The sequence below is a fragment of the Candidatus Methylomirabilota bacterium genome (genome assembly GCA_035764725.1).
In the GTDB taxonomy this organism is placed as follows: Bacteria; Methylomirabilota; Methylomirabilia; order Rokubacteriales; family CSP1-6; genus DASRWT01.
Genome location: DASTYT010000124.1, coordinates 44,385 through 61,729, shown reverse-complemented (window position 1 = coordinate 61,729; position 17,345 = coordinate 44,385). Strand labels below are relative to the sequence as shown.

General features: G+C 66.9%; 16 protein-coding genes. 11 read left to right on the top strand and 5 right to left on the bottom strand.

Going from position 1 to position 17,345, the window contains the following annotated elements; translation table 11 throughout:
* The first annotated feature begins 16 nt into the window (after positions 1-16).
* Positions 17-1,120 carry an aminofutalosine synthase MqnE gene (gene mqnE / locus VFX14_20545; protein ID HEU5192086.1) on the top strand — a complete coding sequence of 368 codons (1,104 nt, stop codon included), beginning with the start codon at positions 17-19 and terminating at the stop codon, positions 1,118-1,120.
* Complete coding sequence (gene mqnC / locus VFX14_20540; protein HEU5192085.1) at positions 1,111-2,196, top strand: cyclic dehypoxanthinyl futalosine synthase; 1,086 nt, start codon at positions 1,111-1,113, stop codon at positions 2,194-2,196. The genes mqnE and mqnC overlap by 10 nt, the downstream gene beginning before the upstream one ends.
* Before the next feature lie 73 nt (positions 2,197-2,269).
* Here mqnC and VFX14_20535 read toward each other — a convergent pair whose 3' ends face one another.
* From VFX14_20535 to VFX14_20515, 5 genes are all read right to left on the bottom strand, one after another.
* Entirely contained in the window at positions 2,270-3,097 is an 828-nt protein-coding gene (locus tag VFX14_20535) for an MqnA/MqnD/SBP family protein (protein ID HEU5192084.1), read from the bottom strand.
* Positions 3,098-3,122: 25 nt separating this feature from the next.
* A complete protein-coding gene (locus tag VFX14_20530; GenBank protein HEU5192083.1) occupies positions 3,123-3,692 on the bottom strand; it encodes a PHP domain-containing protein in 570 nt (189 codons plus the stop codon).
* 13 nt (positions 3,693-3,705) lie between these two features.
* Complete coding sequence (locus VFX14_20525; protein ID HEU5192082.1) at positions 3,706-4,074, bottom strand: hypothetical protein; 369 nt, start codon at positions 4,072-4,074, stop codon at positions 3,706-3,708.
* A gap of 40 nt (positions 4,075-4,114) precedes the next feature.
* On the bottom strand, positions 4,115-5,491 hold the full coding sequence (locus tag VFX14_20520; protein HEU5192081.1) for an MmgE/PrpD family protein: 1,377 nt from the start codon (positions 5,489-5,491) through the stop codon (positions 4,115-4,117).
* A gap of 129 nt (positions 5,492-5,620) precedes the next feature.
* A complete protein-coding gene (locus tag VFX14_20515) occupies positions 5,621-5,977 on the bottom strand; it encodes a response regulator (GenBank protein ID HEU5192080.1) in 357 nt (118 codons plus the stop codon).
* A 58-nt stretch (positions 5,978-6,035) separates the two neighbouring features.
* Between VFX14_20515 and VFX14_20510 the strand changes: the two genes are divergently transcribed.
* The 9 genes from VFX14_20510 to VFX14_20470 all read left to right on the top strand — a co-directional run bounded on the left by VFX14_20510 (position 6,036) and on the right by VFX14_20470 (position 17,344).
* Entirely contained in the window at positions 6,036-7,493 is a 1,458-nt protein-coding gene (locus tag VFX14_20510) for a sigma-54 dependent transcriptional regulator (protein ID HEU5192079.1), read from the top strand.
* 306 nt (positions 7,494-7,799) lie between these two features.
* Positions 7,800-8,291 carry a GGDEF domain-containing protein gene (locus VFX14_20505; protein HEU5192078.1) on the top strand — a complete coding sequence of 164 codons (492 nt, stop codon included), beginning with the start codon at positions 7,800-7,802 and terminating at the stop codon, positions 8,289-8,291.
* 7 nt (positions 8,292-8,298) lie between these two features.
* A complete protein-coding gene (locus tag VFX14_20500) occupies positions 8,299-9,693 on the top strand; it encodes a sigma-54 dependent transcriptional regulator (GenBank protein HEU5192077.1) in 1,395 nt (464 codons plus the stop codon).
* Between the two features lie 4 nt (positions 9,694-9,697).
* A complete protein-coding gene (locus tag VFX14_20495) occupies positions 9,698-10,537 on the top strand; it encodes a polysaccharide biosynthesis/export family protein (GenBank protein HEU5192076.1) in 840 nt (279 codons plus the stop codon).
* A gap of 259 nt (positions 10,538-10,796) precedes the next feature.
* Complete coding sequence (locus VFX14_20490; protein ID HEU5192075.1) at positions 10,797-12,104, top strand: hypothetical protein; 1,308 nt, start codon at positions 10,797-10,799, stop codon at positions 12,102-12,104.
* A gap of 259 nt (positions 12,105-12,363) precedes the next feature.
* Positions 12,364-13,734 (top strand): TIGR03013 family XrtA/PEP-CTERM system glycosyltransferase, encoded by a 1,371-nt coding sequence (locus VFX14_20485; GenBank protein HEU5192074.1) that lies wholly within the window; start codon positions 12,364-12,366, stop codon positions 13,732-13,734.
* Between the two features lie 45 nt (positions 13,735-13,779).
* Positions 13,780-15,762 carry a hypothetical protein gene (locus tag VFX14_20480; protein ID HEU5192073.1) on the top strand — a complete coding sequence of 661 codons (1,983 nt, stop codon included), beginning with the start codon at positions 13,780-13,782 and terminating at the stop codon, positions 15,760-15,762.
* A 3-nt stretch (positions 15,763-15,765) separates the two neighbouring features.
* The gene (locus VFX14_20475; protein ID HEU5192072.1) at positions 15,766-16,014 is read left to right on the top strand and encodes a hypothetical protein; all 249 of its coding nucleotides are present in this window, start codon (positions 15,766-15,768) and stop codon (positions 16,012-16,014) included.
* A 13-nt stretch (positions 16,015-16,027) separates the two neighbouring features.
* Positions 16,028-17,344: a nucleotide sugar dehydrogenase gene (locus VFX14_20470; protein HEU5192071.1), complete on the top strand. Its 1,317-nt coding sequence runs from the start codon at positions 16,028-16,030 to the stop codon at positions 17,342-17,344.
* Position 17,345 lies beyond the last annotated feature (1 nt).

Below are 17,345 nucleotides of genomic sequence, written 5' to 3'. Positions count from 1 at the left end.
GCCGGAGGAGGCCTGGATGCCTGCGACGACGAGTGCGCCCGCCCGGTTCCGCGACAGGAGCCTGGCGCCCCTGTGGGACAAGGTGCGCGCGGGGGAACGCCTCTCCCGCGAGGACGGCCTCACCCTGTTTGCCTCCGACGATCTCCACGGGCTCGGCCGCATGGCCGATCACGTCAAGAGCGCCCGCCACGGCGACCGCGTCTTCTTCGTGCTGAACCGCTACGTGAACCCCACCAACGTCTGCGTGCTCTCCTGCAGCTTCTGCGACTTCGCGCGCAAGCCCGGGGAGGAAGGCGCGTTCGAGAACTCCATCGAGGATGTGCTGGAGATGATCAAGCCCGGCACCCGCGAGGCGCACATCGTGGGCGGGCACCATCCGGACTGGCCGTTTGAGTACTTCGAGCGGATGATCGCGGCCGTCCACGCCGCGCGCCCGGAGACCCAGATCAAGGCCTTCACCGCCGCCGAGGTCGACTACTGGTGGCGCCGGTGGAAAATCGAGCCGCGCGAGTCCCTCGGCCGGCTCAAGGCCGCGGGCCTGCATTCGATGCCGGGCGGCGGCGCCGAGATCTTCTCGAAGCGGCTCGCCAAGCAGCTTCGCTACAGCGGCAAGGCCGACGCGGACCGATGGCTGGAGATCCACGGGATCGCCCACGGGCTCGGCATCCACACCAATGCCACGATGCTCTATGGTCACGTGGAGACGCTAGAGGAGCGGCTCGATCACCTGCTCCGGCTCCGCGAGCAGCAGGACCGCTCGGGGGGATTTTTCACATTCATTCCCCTTGCCTACCAGGTCGGCACCACCAAGCTGGTGCCGCGGCAGACGCCCCCCACCGACGACCTGCGCACAATCGCGATCTCGCGCCTGCTCCTCGACAACTTTCCCCATATCGAAGCGTACTGGGTGATGATCGGCGAGGAGACGGCCTCGCTCGCGCTCCACTTCGGTGCCTCCGACGTCAACGGCACCCTCGAGGACGAGAAGATCGCTCACATGGCGCAGGCGGAGAGCCCGGCCGGGCTCGCCCGCGAGCAGATCCTCCGCATGATCCGTGACGCCGGCAAGATCCCGGTGGAGCGCGATGCCCTCTACAACGTGGTGAAGGTGTGGAGCTGAGCCGCCTCGAGGAGATCCGGACCAAGGTCGAAACAGGCAAGCGTCTCGATCGGATAGACGGCCGCTGGCTCCTCACCGAGGCGCCCCTCGTGGAGGTCGGCGCGCTCGCGCAGGAAGTGCGCTTCCAGCGCATCCCGGAGCGTCGCGTGACCTTCGTGATCGACAGCAACCCGAACTACACCAACGTGTGCATCACCGACTGTCAGTTCTGCGCCTTCTACCGCAAGCCCGGCGATCCCGAGGCCTGGACCTTGACGGTGGAGCAGGTGCTGGAGAAGGTCGAGTTCGCGGCGGCAAAAGGCGCCACCACGGTGCTGCTGCAGGGCGGCCACAACCCGGCGCTACCCCTCGACTACTACCTCGACATCGTCCGCGAGACCCGGCGGCGCTTCCCCCAGGTCACGCCGCACTTCTTCACCGCGTCTGAGATCCAGACCATGGCCCAGGTGAGCGGGCTTTCCATGCCCGACGTGCTGCGGCGCCTGCGCGAGGCCGGCCAGGACACCCTTCCCGGCGGGGGCGCCGAGGTGCTCTCGGAGCGCGTGCGCAAGCGCATCGAGCCCAAAAAGGGCGGGCCGAAGGCCTGGCTCGACGTGCACCGCGAAGCACATCGCCAGGGGTTTCGGTCCACCGCCACCATGATGTACGGCCACGTGGAGCAGCCCGACGACATCATCGACCACTGGGAGGCCGTCCGCGATCTCCAGGACGAGCACCGCGGCTTCACCGCCTTCGTGCCGTGGTCGTTCAAGCCGGGCAATACCCTGCTCGAGAAGTGGATCAAGACCTACAAGGGGCCGAGCACCTACCTCCGCATGCTGGCTGCCTCGCGCCTCTACCTTGACAACTTCGACCACGTGCAGGCCTCGTGGTTCTCCGAGGGCAAGCGGGCCGGCCAGGTGGCGCTGTCGTGGGGGGCGGACGACTTCGGGGGCACGCTCTTTGAAGAGAACGTCCACGCCGCCGCGGACTACGTCAACAAGACCACCGTGGACGAGATCATCAGCTTGATCCGCGACGCCGGCTACACGCCGGCGCAGAGAACCACGGAGTATCAGATACTCCGCGAGTACTGAACAGCCGGCGAGTTGGAAGGATCGCCCGCCAGTTGGGGGAGAGCGGGGGCCATTTCTAGGCGCCCGCTGATGGTCAGATCGGGTCGACGGGGGGCTTGTCGCGGATGAGGCCCTTGGCGTGGGCGAGGTCGTAGAGGCGGCGCAGCGCGGCCTCGCCGTCGGGTCCCAGCCGCTTCGTGTAGTCGTTGACGTACATCAGCACGAAGCGCCGGCACGTCTCCTTGTCGATCCCCCGCCCGTAGCGCATGGCGTACTCGAGCGCCTCGTCCACGTGGGCGTAGGCGTAGTCGATGGAATCGCGGAGGGCCTGCGAGAGGCGACGGTGCACGTCCTCACCTAGGTCGCGCCGCATCACGTTGATGCCGAGGGGGAGCGGCAGCCCGGAATCCTTCTGCCACTCCTCCCCGAGATCCATCACCTTGTGCAGGCCCATCTGGCGATGGGTGATCTGGCCCTCGTGGATGAGCAAGCCGAGGTCCGCCTGGCCTTCGGCGACCACGGTGGGGATCTTGTCGAAGGCGACCTCGATGATGGGCGGATCGCCGACGAAGATCCGGAGGAGGAGCGCGGCGGTGGTGTGGCTGCCGGGAATGGCCACCACCTTGTCCACGACGAGCTTCGGATCCATGGGCTCCTTCGCGACGAGAATGGGGCCGTATCCCTTTCCCATCGATGCGCCCGGATCCATCATCCGGTACTGGTGATGGACCATCACGTAGGTCGCGGCGGACACCGCGGTCACCTCGAGATCTCCCGTCCGGGCGCGTCGGTTCAGGGACTCGATGTCCTCCAGCACGTGCTCGATCTCGATCCCCGGCACGCGAATCTTCCCGGCGGTGAGTGCGTGGAACATGAAGGCGTCGTCGGGATCCGGGCTGTGGCCGATGCGTACGAGCGTCATGAGAGCACCTCGGCGGGCAAGCGTATCACGAGGACGCCGCCTCCGGGGCGAAGCCCAGCCGGAAGTCGCCCGCCTTGACGGCGCGGAGTATGGCGTCCGGGCTCCGGGCGGCTTCCACCTCGACCCACGCGCGGCCGAACTGCGACTCCCAGTGAGAATCGTCGGTGGCGACGCGCGGCAGCGGGATGGCGGGGACGTCGTGCTCGGGCTGATAGATGCCGGCGTCGGTGACTTCCACCGCCTCGATGGGCCAGCCCGCCGTCCGGATGGCGGCGATGCGGGCCAGGATCTCCGCGACGCCGAGCCCGTACCGGGCGGGATGATTGAGGATGAAGAGCGTCTCGCGGTCCCCGGTCACCTTGCCGACGTGCTGGGACAGGGGCCGGTAGTCGAGCTCGAGACCGGGCAGCACGACGAGCCCCCCATCGCTCAGCGGGATGTGGAGCCAGTAGTTCTCGGTGACGCGATCGTCGTGGTCGGTGATGGCGAGGAAGTCGTATCCCAGCTCGCGATACCGGGCGATCACATCTTCGACGGCATAGTGGCCGTCGGAGAACGTGGTATGCGCGTGGAGATTGCCCTTGAGGAGTGGCACTGCGCGGGAGCGTCTATTCCCAGATGATGCTGAAGCCGAATCCGAACCAGCCGCTCGTCTCGTGCGACAGAATGCCGTCCCCACGACCCGGGGGCGAGGTCCAGCCCGAGACGCCCAAGCGTTTGATCGGGCCGGAAGCGGGGGCCTTGCTGAGGCCACTGACGAACGCCGGCTCGTGCCGCACCCGGATGTCCTCGCCCGGGTAGAACTCCGACTCGCGGGCGCGGGTCGCCTCACGAGTGGTATGCGGCGCGATGATCGCGAACTCGTTCTGATTCGACGGGGAGTTGCCGGGCTCGGGCTGCTGCTGGGCGACCGCGGGGGCGCCCGTCCCGCTCAGCAGAGCCAGGGTCACGAGGGCGGACCCGACGGCGCGCTTCATGAAGAAATGATGGCAGATCAACTGGGGTGAGGCAAGCGATTCAATCGCCCGGCCGGGCAAGCGCCATGAGCGCGCCCACGTCGTCCAGGCCTTCGAGACCGAGCGCGCTCTCCTCGAGTGCGCGCACCTGTGCCTCGGGAAGCGCCCGGGAGGCGTTGTCGCGGAACTTCTCCACGAGGGCCTCTACCGGGAGCGGCGCGTCCGGACCGCCCCGATTGCTCGCTTCGCGCGCCTCAAACGTCCGCCCATCGTCGAGCCGCACGATGACGTGACCGGGGAAGGTTCGCGGGAACGGTGACTCGGGATCGACCGAATAAGTGACGCGGGCGGCAAGGCGCAGCAGAGCGGGGTCGGCCAGGCGCGCCGCGCTGAAGGTGCTCACGCCTACGTGCCCGTCGATCAGCGCCGCCGCCACGGAGAACGGGAGGCTGAATTTCGCGTCGTAGTCGGTTCGGGGCGCCGCCTTGGCGGCGGCGGGCTCGCATACGATCGGGACTTCGCCCGCGGGCACCCGGCACTCGATCGAGGCGATCGTCGCCACGTCCAGACGGTGCGCCTCGCGCAGCTGCCGAGCCGCGTCCACGTAGGCGTGGTTGTAGTGACAGCACGGATACGGCTTGAATCCGATCTCGAGCGTTTCCCAGCGTGTGCCGAGCGTGTCGAGGAGGGGCGCCAGGTCGGGCGCCTCGCCGAGGGCAGCCCGGAAGAAGCCGAACCGCCCCTCGAGCGCGGTGCGGGGACCGGTCATGCCTCCCCCCGCCAGGGCCGCCGCGAGCACGCCCGCATGAGCCGCCCACCCGGGATGCAGTCGCTTGACGCTCGAGCCGTCCTCGAGGAACTCGAGCAGCCCGGACGCGCAGCTCGCGGCGACGCCCACGGCGGACGCGAGCGCATCCTCCTCGAGAGCGAGGCAACGGCCGGCGGCGAGCGCGGCGGCAAACGCGCCGCAGGCGGGCGTGGCGTGCCAGCCGCGCGCGTGAAACGCACCCGGCGCCGCCATCCCAAGCCGCGTGATGGTCTCGTAACCCGCCACCGCGGCCGCGATGATCTCCGGCCCAGGCAGTCTCCGCTCCTCGCCGAGCGCGAGCACGGCCGGCAGGACCACCGCCGAGGCATGCGTGATCGAGGGCGCGTGCGTATCGTCGAAGTCCAGACCGTGGGCGAGCGTGCCGTTGGCGAGCGCCGCCATGGGCGCGGCCACGCGCGGCGAGCGGCCCGCGACGCTGCTGCGGCCGCCGTACCCCCAGGCGCTCACGGGCGCAAGGACGGTGTCCGCCCAGTCGAAGTCCGAGGCCGCGAGCGCGCACCCCAGCGTGTCGAGGACGCGAAGGGCCACGCCGTCCCGTACGGTGGCAGGGATGCGAGAGGGTGTCAGGCTGCGGGCAAAGCCGGCCAGCGTGTGTGCGGAGTGCGACATCATTCCCCTTCAGCTATGCGAACTGACATCCTTTCGATTGCGAGCCCTTTCAGGGAAAATGGGTATTGCTTTTCCCATCCTGGGTCACATAACCTAGTCGAGCCCCGATTCGAGGGATAGGCGATCGAATCACTCGCCCTTGAGTCGGGCCAGGGCTTCACTCAGGTGGGCGAGGGCGGCCGGCTTCTTGACGACCTCCACCGCCCCCAGGGCCAGCGCTTCGCGCGCCTGGTCCTCATCGGCGTGACCAGAGAGGATGACGACAGGAATACCGGGATGCTGGTTGCGGATCCGGCTCAGCGTGGCGAGGCCACCGAGCCCGGGCATGACCAGATCGAGAAAGACGCCGTCAACCGGAGTGGTTCCCAGAATGTCGAGGGCCTCGGTGCCATCGAGTGAAACGAGCGCGGCGTCGCCGCGGGCGCGAATCGCCTCGGCAATGACCTCCGCGACGGCAGGATCATCGTCCACGACCAGGATGCGCATCGTGTGCTCCGCCCCGAGTATCCCGGCCCCTCTTCGGCCCGTCAAGTAATCTCGCCGCATGGCCAACGCCGCCACCCTTGTCGTCGACGCGAACCCCGACAGCCGCGAGGGTTTGTCTCGGATCATCAAGGAGGCCGGCTTTCCGGTGCTCACGGCGGGGAGCGGGTCGGAAGGGCTGGCTCTGCTCACCACCCTCCGGCCCCAGGTGGTGATCGTGGACATGGATCTACCGGGGATCGACGCGTGCGACCTGATCCATCAGATGCGGCTCGAGGTGACGGACGTCGTGCTTCTCGCGCTGTCCTCCATCCAGGACACCGCGCACGTCGTGCGCACGATGCGCGCGGGCGCGTCCGACTTCCTCGCCAAGCCCGCCTCCGCCACCACGGTGCAGACCGCGGTCCGCGCCGCGCTCTCCCGGAGCGAGGCGTCGGGAACCGACCTGGCCGGGGGCGGCGAGGCCGACCGCTTCTGGCCCGACCTCGACCTCCTCTACCGCAACAGCGAGCGGATGCGCGGGGTGGAGGACATCGTACGGCGGGCCGCCGACACGAACGCGACCATCCTGCTGCAGGGCGAGAGCGGGACCGGCAAGGAGATGGTGGCGAAGTCCGTCCACTACATCTCGCAGCGCCGCGACCGCCCGTTCCTCAAGGTCAACTGTGCCTCCCTGCCCGGAGACCTGCTCGAGTCGGAGCTCTTCGGCCACGAGAAGGGCGCGTTCACGGGGGCGCATCGGCGAAAGCCCGGCAAGTTCGAGCTCGCCCACCGCGGGACCTTCCTGCTCGACGAGATCGGGGAGATGCCGCTGGGCCTGCAGGCCAAGCTGCTGCACGTGCTCCAGGACGGGCGCTTCTTCCGCGTCGGCGGCAGCGAGATGATCGAGACCGACGTGCGGCTCATCGCGGCCACGAACCGCGATCTCGCCGCGGTCATGGCCACCGGCCACTTCCGAGAGGATCTCTACTATCGGCTGAACGTGGTCACGATCGCGATCCCGCCGTTGCGCGAGCGCCGCGAGGAGATCCCGCTGCTCGTCGAGCATTTCTTGCGGAAGTTCTGCCGGCAGTATGATCGGGAGGCGCCGCGGATCGCGCCCGAGACCCTGCAGCAGATGCAGGACTATGCTTGGCCCGGCAACGTGCGAGAGCTGGAGAACATGGTGAAGCGCCTCGTCGTGCTCCAGAACGAGGGCCTGTTGCAGGAAGAAATCGCGATGCGCCGCAACCGCCCCTGGGCACCCCGAGAGACCATTCCCGTCACCGCCCCCTCACCCGCCCCCCCACAATTGATGTCGCTGCCTCCAATTCGCGAAGGAGACATGGGACTCAAGGAGATCGCGAAGCGGGCGGCCATGGAGGCGGAGAAGGCCGTGCTCAAGGAGGTCCTGGACCGCGTCAGATGGAATCGCGCCGAGGCGGCCCGGCTCCTGAAAATCAGTTACAAGGCACTACTTTACAAGATCACGGCGGCCGGCCTCGATGGGAAGGTCGATCGTCGCAGCCGGAAGAAATAGCTCGCTCAGGACATGAGCGGCTTCCTCCCTCTCGCGTCCCGTGCATTCCCTTCACGGGCCCTCAAAATTGCAGGGCTCGACCCCGATTCCAAAGCCAAAGGCAGATCCGATCACTATACGAAAAACTTACTATGAAAGGGATTTAGCCTCAACTAGACAGCACCGATTGGTCAGGCGGTGCACCGTGGCATCTCGCTTGCTGCCCCATGAAGGGTCATCGCGACGTCGCACATTTGTTTCACGATGGCGATGGCGGGGTGACGCCGGACCGTACAGACTTCTCGATACCAAGAGGAGAGGAGCGCCGTGGCCGACTTCGTAGATCCCGCGACGGGCACCTTCGTCGAGGATGCGTTCCGGCATCTGCTGTCGCGGGAAGCCGACCGCGCCACGCGCTATCAGGACTTCTTCTCCGTCTGTCTCGTGAGACCCGATCCGCGCGCGGAGGGGTTCGGCGAGGACCTGCAACAGGCGGTATCCCGAAAGATCGCTCAGTTCCTTCGCTCGACCGACGTGGTAGGTCGGTTGGACGACGTCATCGCGATCCTGCTGCTCCACACCGAGGGCGGGGACGCCGCGCGCGTGGCCGAGCGCGTACGCGCTCACATCGAGCAGGTCGCGTTCCTGGCCGACACCGGCAGTCCGCGGCAGGTCACGCTCAGCGTGGGGGGTGTGTCGTTCCCCCGCGACGGATACAACGACAAAGTCTTGCTCTCGCGCGCCCAGGCGCACGTAAACGAAGCGATGCGCCAGGGCGGCAACCGCGTGGTACACGCGGCCGCCGAGAGCAGAGGATGAGGACTCAATGAAAACACTGGTACTGGACGAAACGCTCGACATCTCGCCGAGCATCCACCACTTCCTGGCCGCGCGCGGCGCCGAAGGGGTCTTCGTCTGCTCCGCGCAGGAGCTCGAGCTGGTCGAGACGAGCCAGGGGCCGGCCGATCTCCGGGTGATCAATCTCTCACCCGCGGTCACTCCCCACGAGGTGGCCCGCCACCTCAAGGGCGCGCCCGGCACGACCCTCGTGTTCTTCGACGGGACCGTGCAGGGGCTCGAGCCGCTGGCGTCCCTGCCCGGTGTGCAGTGCCTGGAGCGGCCCCGGGGCGCCGAGGCGCTCACCCAGGTGCTGGAGCGGGCGTTCGGGCGCGCGGAGCCGGGTGTGAAGACGGCTTCGCCCGCCGGTCAGCGGGGTAACTCGGTCGTGTCGGACATCATTGGTCAGTCGCCCCAGATCCGGGAGGTGTTCGCGAAGATCGAGAAGGTGGCCGCGGGCAGCGCCAACGTCTGCATCGTGGGCGAGAGCGGCACCGGCAAGGAGCTGATCGCGCGGGCCATCCACTACAACAGCGAGCGCCGCGACCGTCCCCTCATCACGCTGGACTGCACCGCCGTTCCGGAGGGGCTCATGGAGAGCCACCTCTTCGGCCATGTCCGCGGCTCCTTCACGGGCGCGGTCGAGAACCGCGACGGCGTCTTCTCCCTGGCGCATACCGGCACGCTCTTCATCGACGAGATCAGCGAGCTCTCGCTCCCCCTCCAGGCCAAGCTGCTCCGGGTCATCCAGATGCGCGAGTTCGTGAAGGTGGGCGGGAGTAAGCCGATCCGCACCGACATCCGCCTGATCACCGCGAGCAACAAGGACCTCCGCCGAGCGGTCGCGGGCGGGACGTTCCGTGAGGACCTCTACTATCGGATCGCCGTCGTCATGATCCAGACCCCGCCGCTGCGCGAGCGCAAGGGTGACGTCGCGCTCCTCGTGGACCACTTCCTCGCGAAGTTCAGCGCGGCCCACCGCAAAGGCATCCGCTCGGTCACGCCGGCGGCCATGGAGCTCCTCACGAGCTATCAGTGGCCCGGCAACATCCGTCAGCTCGAGAACTGCCTCGAGCAGGCGGTGGTGCTCTGCGAGGGGGACCAGGTGGACGTGGGCGCCCTGTGGCTGGGCGACACCGCCGCGCCCCGCGCGACGGATTCGTCGATCCGCATCCGCGCCGGCCTCACCCTTCGCGACGTGGAGCAGCAGTACATCCTGCGTACGCTGCAGGAGACGGGCGGAAACCGGACCCGCGCGGCGCGCGTGCTCGGCATCAGCCTGCGCTGCCTCCAGTACAAGCTGAAGGCCTACGCGGAGGCGGGCATCGAGGCGGCCGCTCAACCCAATCGGGCCAGCGAGCCCGAGCACCTCCTGGGAGTTTGACACGATGAACAGCCGTCGCCGCTGGCTCACGCTCGGCCTGATGGCCGCCGCCCTGGCAGTGCTCGTCGTCCCCGCCGCCCTCGTGAGGGCGCAGCAGACGACGGATGCCTCCTACGTTATCGGTCCCGAGGACGTGGTCGAGGTGCAAGTCTGGGACAACAAGGACCTGAACCAGGTCGTCTTCGTCCGCCCCGACGGCAAGACCTCGCTGCCCCTGATCGGGGAGATCCAGGCGGGCGGCCGGACGGTGCAGCAGTTCCAGGACGACCTCGTCAAGGCCTATAGCCGGACGGTGAAGGTCCCTTCGGTCACCGTCATCATCAAGGAGATCAAGAGTCGCCCAGTCTACTTTATCGGCGGCTTCGGCCGGCCGGGCCCGATGCAGCTCACGCGGAATGACATGACTCTCCTCGAAGCCACCGCCATGATCGGCGGGGTGGCCCCCCAGGCCGACGCCGAGAAGGGCTTCATTCTCCGTGCGGGCAAGAAGATCCCGCTCAACTTCGACAAGCTCCAGAAGGGGGACGTCTCCCAGGACCTCAAGCTGGAGCCCTTCGACAAGATCGTGGTCCCGCTCGCCGAGCTCGTCTATGTGCAGGGCGAGGTGAAGGCCCCGGGGTCGGTCAAGTACACGACCGACCTGACCCTGGCCAAGGCCATCACCCAGGTGGGGGGGACGACCCCCCTGGCCGCCCCCGGGCGGGTCGAGCTACTGCGGTCGGAGGGTGATAAAAAGGTGCGAATGCGGATTGACCTTGATAAGATCCTCCGGTCGCCAGAAGACAATCCGGACGTGAAACTGAGACCCGAAGACATAATCTTTGTGCCCCAGAGGCTCTTCTAGGATCGAATCGACGACGCAGGGGGAGTCGCGCCCGGCGCGACTCCCCCTGCTCTTGTTCTCGCTTCTCTTCGCCGTCCTCGCTTTCGTCTCGCCCCTGATCGCCGCGGCCCAACAAACGACGCCGGCTCAGGCTCCGCCCGCTCAGGCCCCGCCGGCCCAGACCTCGCCGGCCCAGATCTCGCCGCAGCAGACCTCGCCGCCCCTGCCGGCCGAGCCGCGGTCGACGGCGCCGCCGAGCCTGCAACAGACGATAACCCCGGTGCTGGGGCCCGACGGTAGGCCGTATGTCGGGCCTCCGCTGCCGGGGCCTTCGCAGACACGCATCCCGGGCGCGTTCGACACCTCGATCATCCCCACGGGGGCGCCCCGCTTCACCTTCACCCCCAGCCTGACGCTGGCCGAGCAGTGGACGGACAATTTCTTCCTGGAGAATGTCGGGAAAACTGACAACTTCCGGACGACCCTGGCGCTGGGGCTGGCGCTCTTGATCAACCTGCCGAACACCCAGGGCAGCATCTCCACCAGCCTCGCCGGAGCCTACGACACCGCGCCGGACACCGAAAACTTCAACTTCTTTCCCGAATTTCACGCGACGGTGACCCATACCTTCACCCCGCGCCTGAATCTTGTGGTTTCGGAGGACTTTCGCCGCGGCGACGATCCCCTGTTCGCGGACCCGAATGGCCTTCGGCGGAATCGTGAGACCTTCGTCACGAACACGCTGAGCGTGAGCCTCAACTGGCTGGTCGACATCTTCCGGACGCAGATCTACTACCGAAACCTTCTGTTTTTCTCGGACAGCGGCGACACCATCAGCCACATCATCGGCGGAAACGTGTCGATGCCGGTGGGCGCGCTCAATACCCTCACGGGCGGATACGAGTTCTCGTGGCATGACACCTCCGAGAACTCGGACACGTTCTCGAACCGGGTCTACGGAATCTTCAGCCGGCAGATCGGAACCTTCACGAACGTGGGTCTCTCATCATCGTTCTCATGGATCCACTCCACCGCCGATTCGACGCTCTTCAATATCTCCGTCATCGGGTCCCACGGTATTCCCGGCGGGTTCTCGGTCTCGGGCTCGGTCGGGTACGGCCTCTTCGATTCGAGCTCCGCGTCCAGGCCGACCCACCTCTTCACGGCCAGCCTCAACGCGAGCTATCAGTTCGCCCGTGGGGTCGTCACGGTGGGCGCCTTTCAGGACGTGCGGCAGACGGCGGAGGAGGGACAGGACTTCGGGCTCGTCACGACTCGCGCCGCACACGGGAGCTTCAGCTACCCGATCACGCCGTTCATCAACGGCACCATCCACGCCGAGTACTCCCGGAGCGAGCCGCTCGAGAGCAGCTCAAACATTCCCGCGTCGAGCATCTTGAGCGCGGGCGCGAACCTGGGCTGGCGCATCACGAACTGGCTCTCAGCGACGCTCGCCTACCTCTACATCGATCGTAAGGAGGACACCGACACTAGGATCGGCTCCAATCCGATAGACATCAACCGGAATATCTTCCTCCAGAACTCGACCGAGAACCGCGTCACCCTGACGATTACCGCGACGTTCTAGCCGCCCTCCTCCTGCTGCATAGTCGTCGAACCACGCAAATCATGCGTGGAGCCCTGAACGGCGTAACCGATTGATTCCAAGCTAATATTTCCCCCCGAGTTGTTTTGCCACGCAGAATCAGCAGGATGGGTAGAATAATTCCCTATACGGGAAGGAAAATGCTCTCTCGGACAGCACTCAACTAGCGTAAATTCAAGAAGTTACCTTTGACTGGTTCAAAAGGGCTTGGCACCTCGATTGCTCCCTTTTCGCGCCGGCCATGCTCAGAGTTTTTCGGCACTACATCCCGCACCTGCCGCTGATCCTCTTCTTCGGGGATCTCGTCGTTCTGGTCGCCGCCTTTCATGTCCCCACGCTGACCGGGACCTGGATCGCCGAAGGTGCCCTGATCCCGAAGCTGCTACTGGTGGTGCTGCTGGTCGGGTTCGTCCTGAACCTCGGAGGTCTCTACGACGTCCGCCTCGCGATGGGGCACCGGGAGCTACTGGCCCGGCTGCTCACCTGCCAGACGGTCGCCGGCCTCCTGGTGGCGGCCGTGGCTTTCGCCTTACCGAGCCTCCGCCTGGGCCGGGCGGCGTTTCTCCAGATCGGGGCGGCTGCCACGATCGGATTGATCGCCTGGCGCGCGGCCTGGATCGGCCCCTTCACCCATCGCCGCATCCGGATCCGGGTGCTCGTGCTCGGCACCGGGGCCATCGGCAAGGTGATCGCGGGGCTGGTGGAGACCGGGGCCCGGCCATTTTCCATTGTGGGCTTCCTCGACGACAACCCGAACGCTCCGGAGACGGTGCCCGAGCCCTATGCCCTGCTCGGCAAGATCCAGGACCTGCCGGCCCTGGTCGAGGAGACGCGTCCGGACCTCGTCGTGGTGGCCCAGATGAACCGGCGCGGCAACTTTCCCGCGAAAGCGCTGATCGACTGCCGCATGCGGGGCATCCAGGTCGAGGACTGGCCGACGTTCTACGAGAAGGAGACGGGCAAGATCCTGGTCACCGACCTCCGGCCGAGCTGGCTGATCTTCTCGGACGGCTTCGTCAAGACGCCGCGGACTGAGATCGTCAAGCGCCTGGTCGACGTGGCGCTGTCGCTCACCGGTCTGATGCTCGCCCTGCCCGTGATGGCCCTCGTGGCGACCGCGATCAAGATGGAATCCCGGGGTTCGGCGCTGTTCCGCCAGCCGCGGTTGGGGCAGAACGGGCGCGTGTTCATCCTCAACAAGTTCCGGTCGATGCGCGAGGACGCCGAGAAGGACACAGGCCCGGTGTGGGCCCTGCAGCAGGATCCTCGTGTCACCCGGGTGGGCGCGTTCCTGAGAAAGACGCGCCTGGACGAGCTGCCGCAGCTGTTCAACGTCCTCGTCGGCGACATGAGCTTCATTGGCCCGCGGCCCGAGCGACCCGAGTTCGTGTACGAGCTCCAGAAGCAGATCCCGTTCTACATGGAGCGGCTCTCCGTGAAGCCCGGCATCACCGGCTGGGCCCAGGTGAGATACCGATACGGCGCTTCCGTGGAGGATGCGCTGGAGAAGCTGCAGTACGACCTCTACTACATCAAGAACCTGTCCCTGTTCCTGGACCTCCTGATCCTCATCAACACCATCCAGGTGGTTCTGTTTGCGCGGGGGCGCTGAGCCCATGACGGCTCGCGGGACAACCGCACGAGGAGATCGACGCTGATGAATAACGTGCAAGTCCTCAAGCAGATCGCCCTCTCGGTCTTCACGCGCCGAAAGAAATGGGTACTGCTAGTGTCACTGCTGGGCGTGGTGCTGTTCATGCCCATTGCCTATATGGCCTCCAAGGAGCCGCCCCGGCATCGCACCGTCTCTACGATCCTGATGGAGACGCGGCCGGACCGGGCACCGCTCTTCCAGGAGTTCTCACCCTTCCGACCCCTCGACGTGCAGCTGGCCATCCTGAGGAGCCGCAGCCTCTCCGAGGCCGTGGTCGAATCGCTTCCCCGCAACTCCGTCGACGACCTGGTGCAGAACCCGTACAGCGTCGACTACAACCTCGAGTTTCAGAACTGGATCAGGCGGCTTCGCGGCGAGGAGATCGTGGTCGAGAGCCCGCAGCGGCGCGCACTGAACGAGCTCCGAAACTCACGGGTGAAGTTCCGTCCGGTCGGCGAAACCGGCATTGTCGAGATCACCGCGGAAGCATCGCAGCCGCGGGTCGCCATGGACATCGCTAACACGTACATCGAGGTCCTGGTGTCGCGCACCCGGTCCTTCAACGTCGAGGACTCCAAGACCACGCGTGAGTTCCTCGAGCAGCAGCAATCCCAGATCAGCAAGTCCCTCAACAACGCCGAAGAGAACATGCGCCAGTTCACCAACGCGCGGGGCGGCGTCCGGATTCCCGCACGGCACGCCGAGGCGGTGCAGCGCCTGGGCCAGCTTGAGAACACCTACGCCGAGGTTGTCTCCAACAAGAACATGGCTCAGAGCCGCCTCGCCGCGCTCAAGTCCAAGGTCGACGCCCTGCCGCCGGCCTCGGTGGCTATGGCCAAGCCGGCGGGGACGAATCCCGCCACCAACCCCTCCGCCCAGCGCGTGGCGCGGCTCCGCGCCAAGCTCCAAACGCTCGAGACCCAGCTCCTCGAGTACCAGACTCAGTACACGGACGAGCACCCGCGGGTGATGACCGCGAAGCGCCAGATCGCCGACGTGCAGAAAGAACTCGGGGACGCCGTCAAGGAGGGCACGCCGGTGCCCACCGCCGGCAGCACCGTGCCGGCGCCGGACCGCTCGGCGTTCGCCGAGACCATGGCCGCGCTGGAGACGTCCAGCCTGTCGCTGAATGCCCAGGAAGAGGCCCTGCGCGAGCAGATCAATAGCCTCAAGAAGAGCCTCACCGGCCTCTCGCGGGACGAGCTCGAGTACACCCGGCTCGCGACCGACGTGGAGTCCAACCGCCGCCTGCATGCCATGCTCTCCGAGAAGCTGTCCGCTGCGCGCATCCGCGAGCAGGGCGAGATGAAGGTCGTCAAGGTCATTGATCCGCCGAGCGTGCCCGTGCCGGCGGTGAACCAGAAGCGCATCCGCTTCCTCGGCGTGGCCCTCGGCCTCGCCCTTCTCATCGGGCTGGGCGTACCCGCCGCCGTCGAGTACTTCAACCGCCCCATCGAGACCGACGAGGACGTGCGCAACCTCACCGGCCTGCCCGTGCTCGCCAGCATCCCACGGGTACGCTCGCGCCGCTCGATGTTCATGGTGAGCGGCGGCCAGCCGGACGACGTGAGCCAGGAGGAGTACTTCCTCTTCGTGGAGGCCTTCCGGCGCCTCCGCGTGGAGATTCAGCTGCTCGGCCGCGAGACCCCGATGCGGCGCATCATGATTGCGAGCGCGCTGCCCGGCGAAGGCAAGTCCACCGTAGTGGTGAACCTCGGCCTGGTGTTCGGCGAGGTGGGCAAGCACGTGATCATCGCGGACGCGGACTTCCACCGTCCCACCCTGCACCGCACCCTCAAGACTCCCAACGCCAAGGGCTTCTCCGACCTCCTCGCCGGCACCGGCGATCTCCGCGAGGCGATGAGCCCCGTGGCCGAGGGCGTCTGGCTCACCCCACGCGGCGCCTCGTCGACCGCGCTCACCCGCACCGGCCTGGGGTCGGCGCGGCTGCCCGAGGTGCTCGACTCCATGTCGGTGGAGGCGTAGTTCGTGCTGCTCGACTCCTCCCCGATCCTCCTGATCCCCGACAACCTCTACATGGCCGCGGCCACCGACGGAGTCATCCTCGTCTGCCAGGCGGGCCTGACGCGGCCGCGCGACTTCCTGCGCGCCAAGAGCATCATCGAGAAGTCCGGCACGCCGATCCTGGGCGTAGTGCTGAACCAGGTCTCGGTCCGGAAGGTCAATCAGTACTACAGCTACTACCGCGCCTACGCCAAGGCCGACACCAAGGCCTGAGAGGAGATCGCTCGTGAACCACTGGAGCAAGCAGCTCAAGGAGAAGCTCGACACGCGGACGGCCCGCGTGTCGATCGTCGGGATGGGCTACGTCGGGCTCTCGCTCGCGGTCGAGCTGGCCAAGGCCGGCCTCACCGTGCGCGGCATCGACCTCGACCTCGAGCGAGTCAACCTCCTCAACCGGGGTGAGACTTACCTCGTCGACGTGTCCGCCGACACCCTCGCCCCCCTCGTCGCCGCGGGCACCGTGTCCGCCACCACGAGCTTCGAGGGCGCGGAGTCCGCGGACGCCATCGTGATCTGCGTGCCCACGCCCCTCCGAAAGGGGAAGGAGCCGGACATCTCGTTCATCCTCTCTGCGGTGGAGAACCTGCTGCCCCGGCTCCGCCAAGGTCAGCTCATGGTGCTCGAGAGCACGACGTTCCCCGGGACGACCGAGGAGGTCGTGCAGCCGCGCATCGAATCCCTCGGCCGGGTGATCGGCGACGACTACTTCCTCGCCTTCTCGCCCGAGCGCGTCGATCCCGGCAACAAGCGCTTCACCACCGCCAACATTCCCAAGGTGGTGGGCGGCGTGACCGCCGAGTGCACGGAGCTGGCCGCCGCCCTCTACAGCCACGTGACGTCGAGCGTGTTCCGGGCGACCAGTCCGCGAGTGGCGGAGACCGCCAAGCTCCTGGAGAACACGTTCCGGAGCGTCAACATCGCGCTCGCCAACGAGCTGGCCCTCGCCTGCCGCAAGATCGGCGTGGATCCCTGGGAGGTCATCGACGCCGCCGCCACCAAGCCGTTCGGCTTCATGCCCTTCTACCCGGGGCCCGGCATCGGCGGCCACTGCATCCCGGTCGACCCCCTGTACCTGTCCTGGAAGATCCGGCTGACCGGGTACGAGGCGCAGTTCATCGGCCTGGCCGACCAGATCAACCGCAACATGCCCGAGCACGTGGTGACGCTCGTCAGCGATGCCCTGAACGAGCGCGCCAAGGCGCTCCGGGGCTCGTCGGTACTCGTCATGGGCATCACGTACAAGGCGGACGTCAACGATATCCGCGAGTCGCCCGCCCTCGAGATCGTCGAGATGCTCATGAAGAAGGGGGCGCGGGTGTCCTACGCCGATCCGTTCACGCCCCAGCTCGCCCTCGACGGACACAAGCTCGCCGCGGTCACGCCGACCCCGGAGGCGCTCGCCGCCGCCGATTGCGTGCTGATCCTCACCAACCACTCGAGCTTCGACTATGCGGCGATCGCCGACCGGGCCTCCCTCGTCGTCGACACCCGCAACGCGCTGAAGCGTTACCGCGGCTCGAAGAAGTCAATCGTCACGCTCTGAG

Coding starts and splice junctions, on each gene's coding strand:
- VFX14_20515 (HEU5192080.1), bottom strand. CDS start 5,977: ATGCGCATCCTGGTCGTGGACGATGATCCTGCCGTCGCGGAGGTCATT.
- VFX14_20525 (HEU5192082.1), bottom strand. CDS start 4,074: ATGAAGCGCGCCGTCGGGTCCGCCCTCGTGACCCTGGCTCTGCTGAGC.
- VFX14_20535 (HEU5192084.1), bottom strand. CDS start 3,097: ATGACGCTCGTACGCATCGGCCACAGCCCGGATCCCGACGACGCCTTC.
- VFX14_20520 (HEU5192081.1), bottom strand. CDS start 5,491: ATGTCGCACTCCGCACACACGCTGGCCGGCTTTGCCCGCAGCCTGACA.
- VFX14_20500 (HEU5192077.1), top strand. CDS start 8,299: ATGAAAACACTGGTACTGGACGAAACGCTCGACATCTCGCCGAGCATC.
- VFX14_20480 (HEU5192073.1), top strand. CDS start 13,780: ATGAATAACGTGCAAGTCCTCAAGCAGATCGCCCTCTCGGTCTTCACG.
- VFX14_20495 (HEU5192076.1), top strand. CDS start 9,698: ATGAACAGCCGTCGCCGCTGGCTCACGCTCGGCCTGATGGCCGCCGCC.
- mqnE (HEU5192086.1), top strand. CDS start 17: ATGCCTGCGACGACGAGTGCGCCCGCCCGGTTCCGCGACAGGAGCCTG.
- VFX14_20510 (HEU5192079.1), top strand. CDS start 6,036: ATGGCCAACGCCGCCACCCTTGTCGTCGACGCGAACCCCGACAGCCGC.
- VFX14_20485 (HEU5192074.1), top strand. CDS start 12,364: ATGCTCAGAGTTTTTCGGCACTACATCCCGCACCTGCCGCTGATCCTC.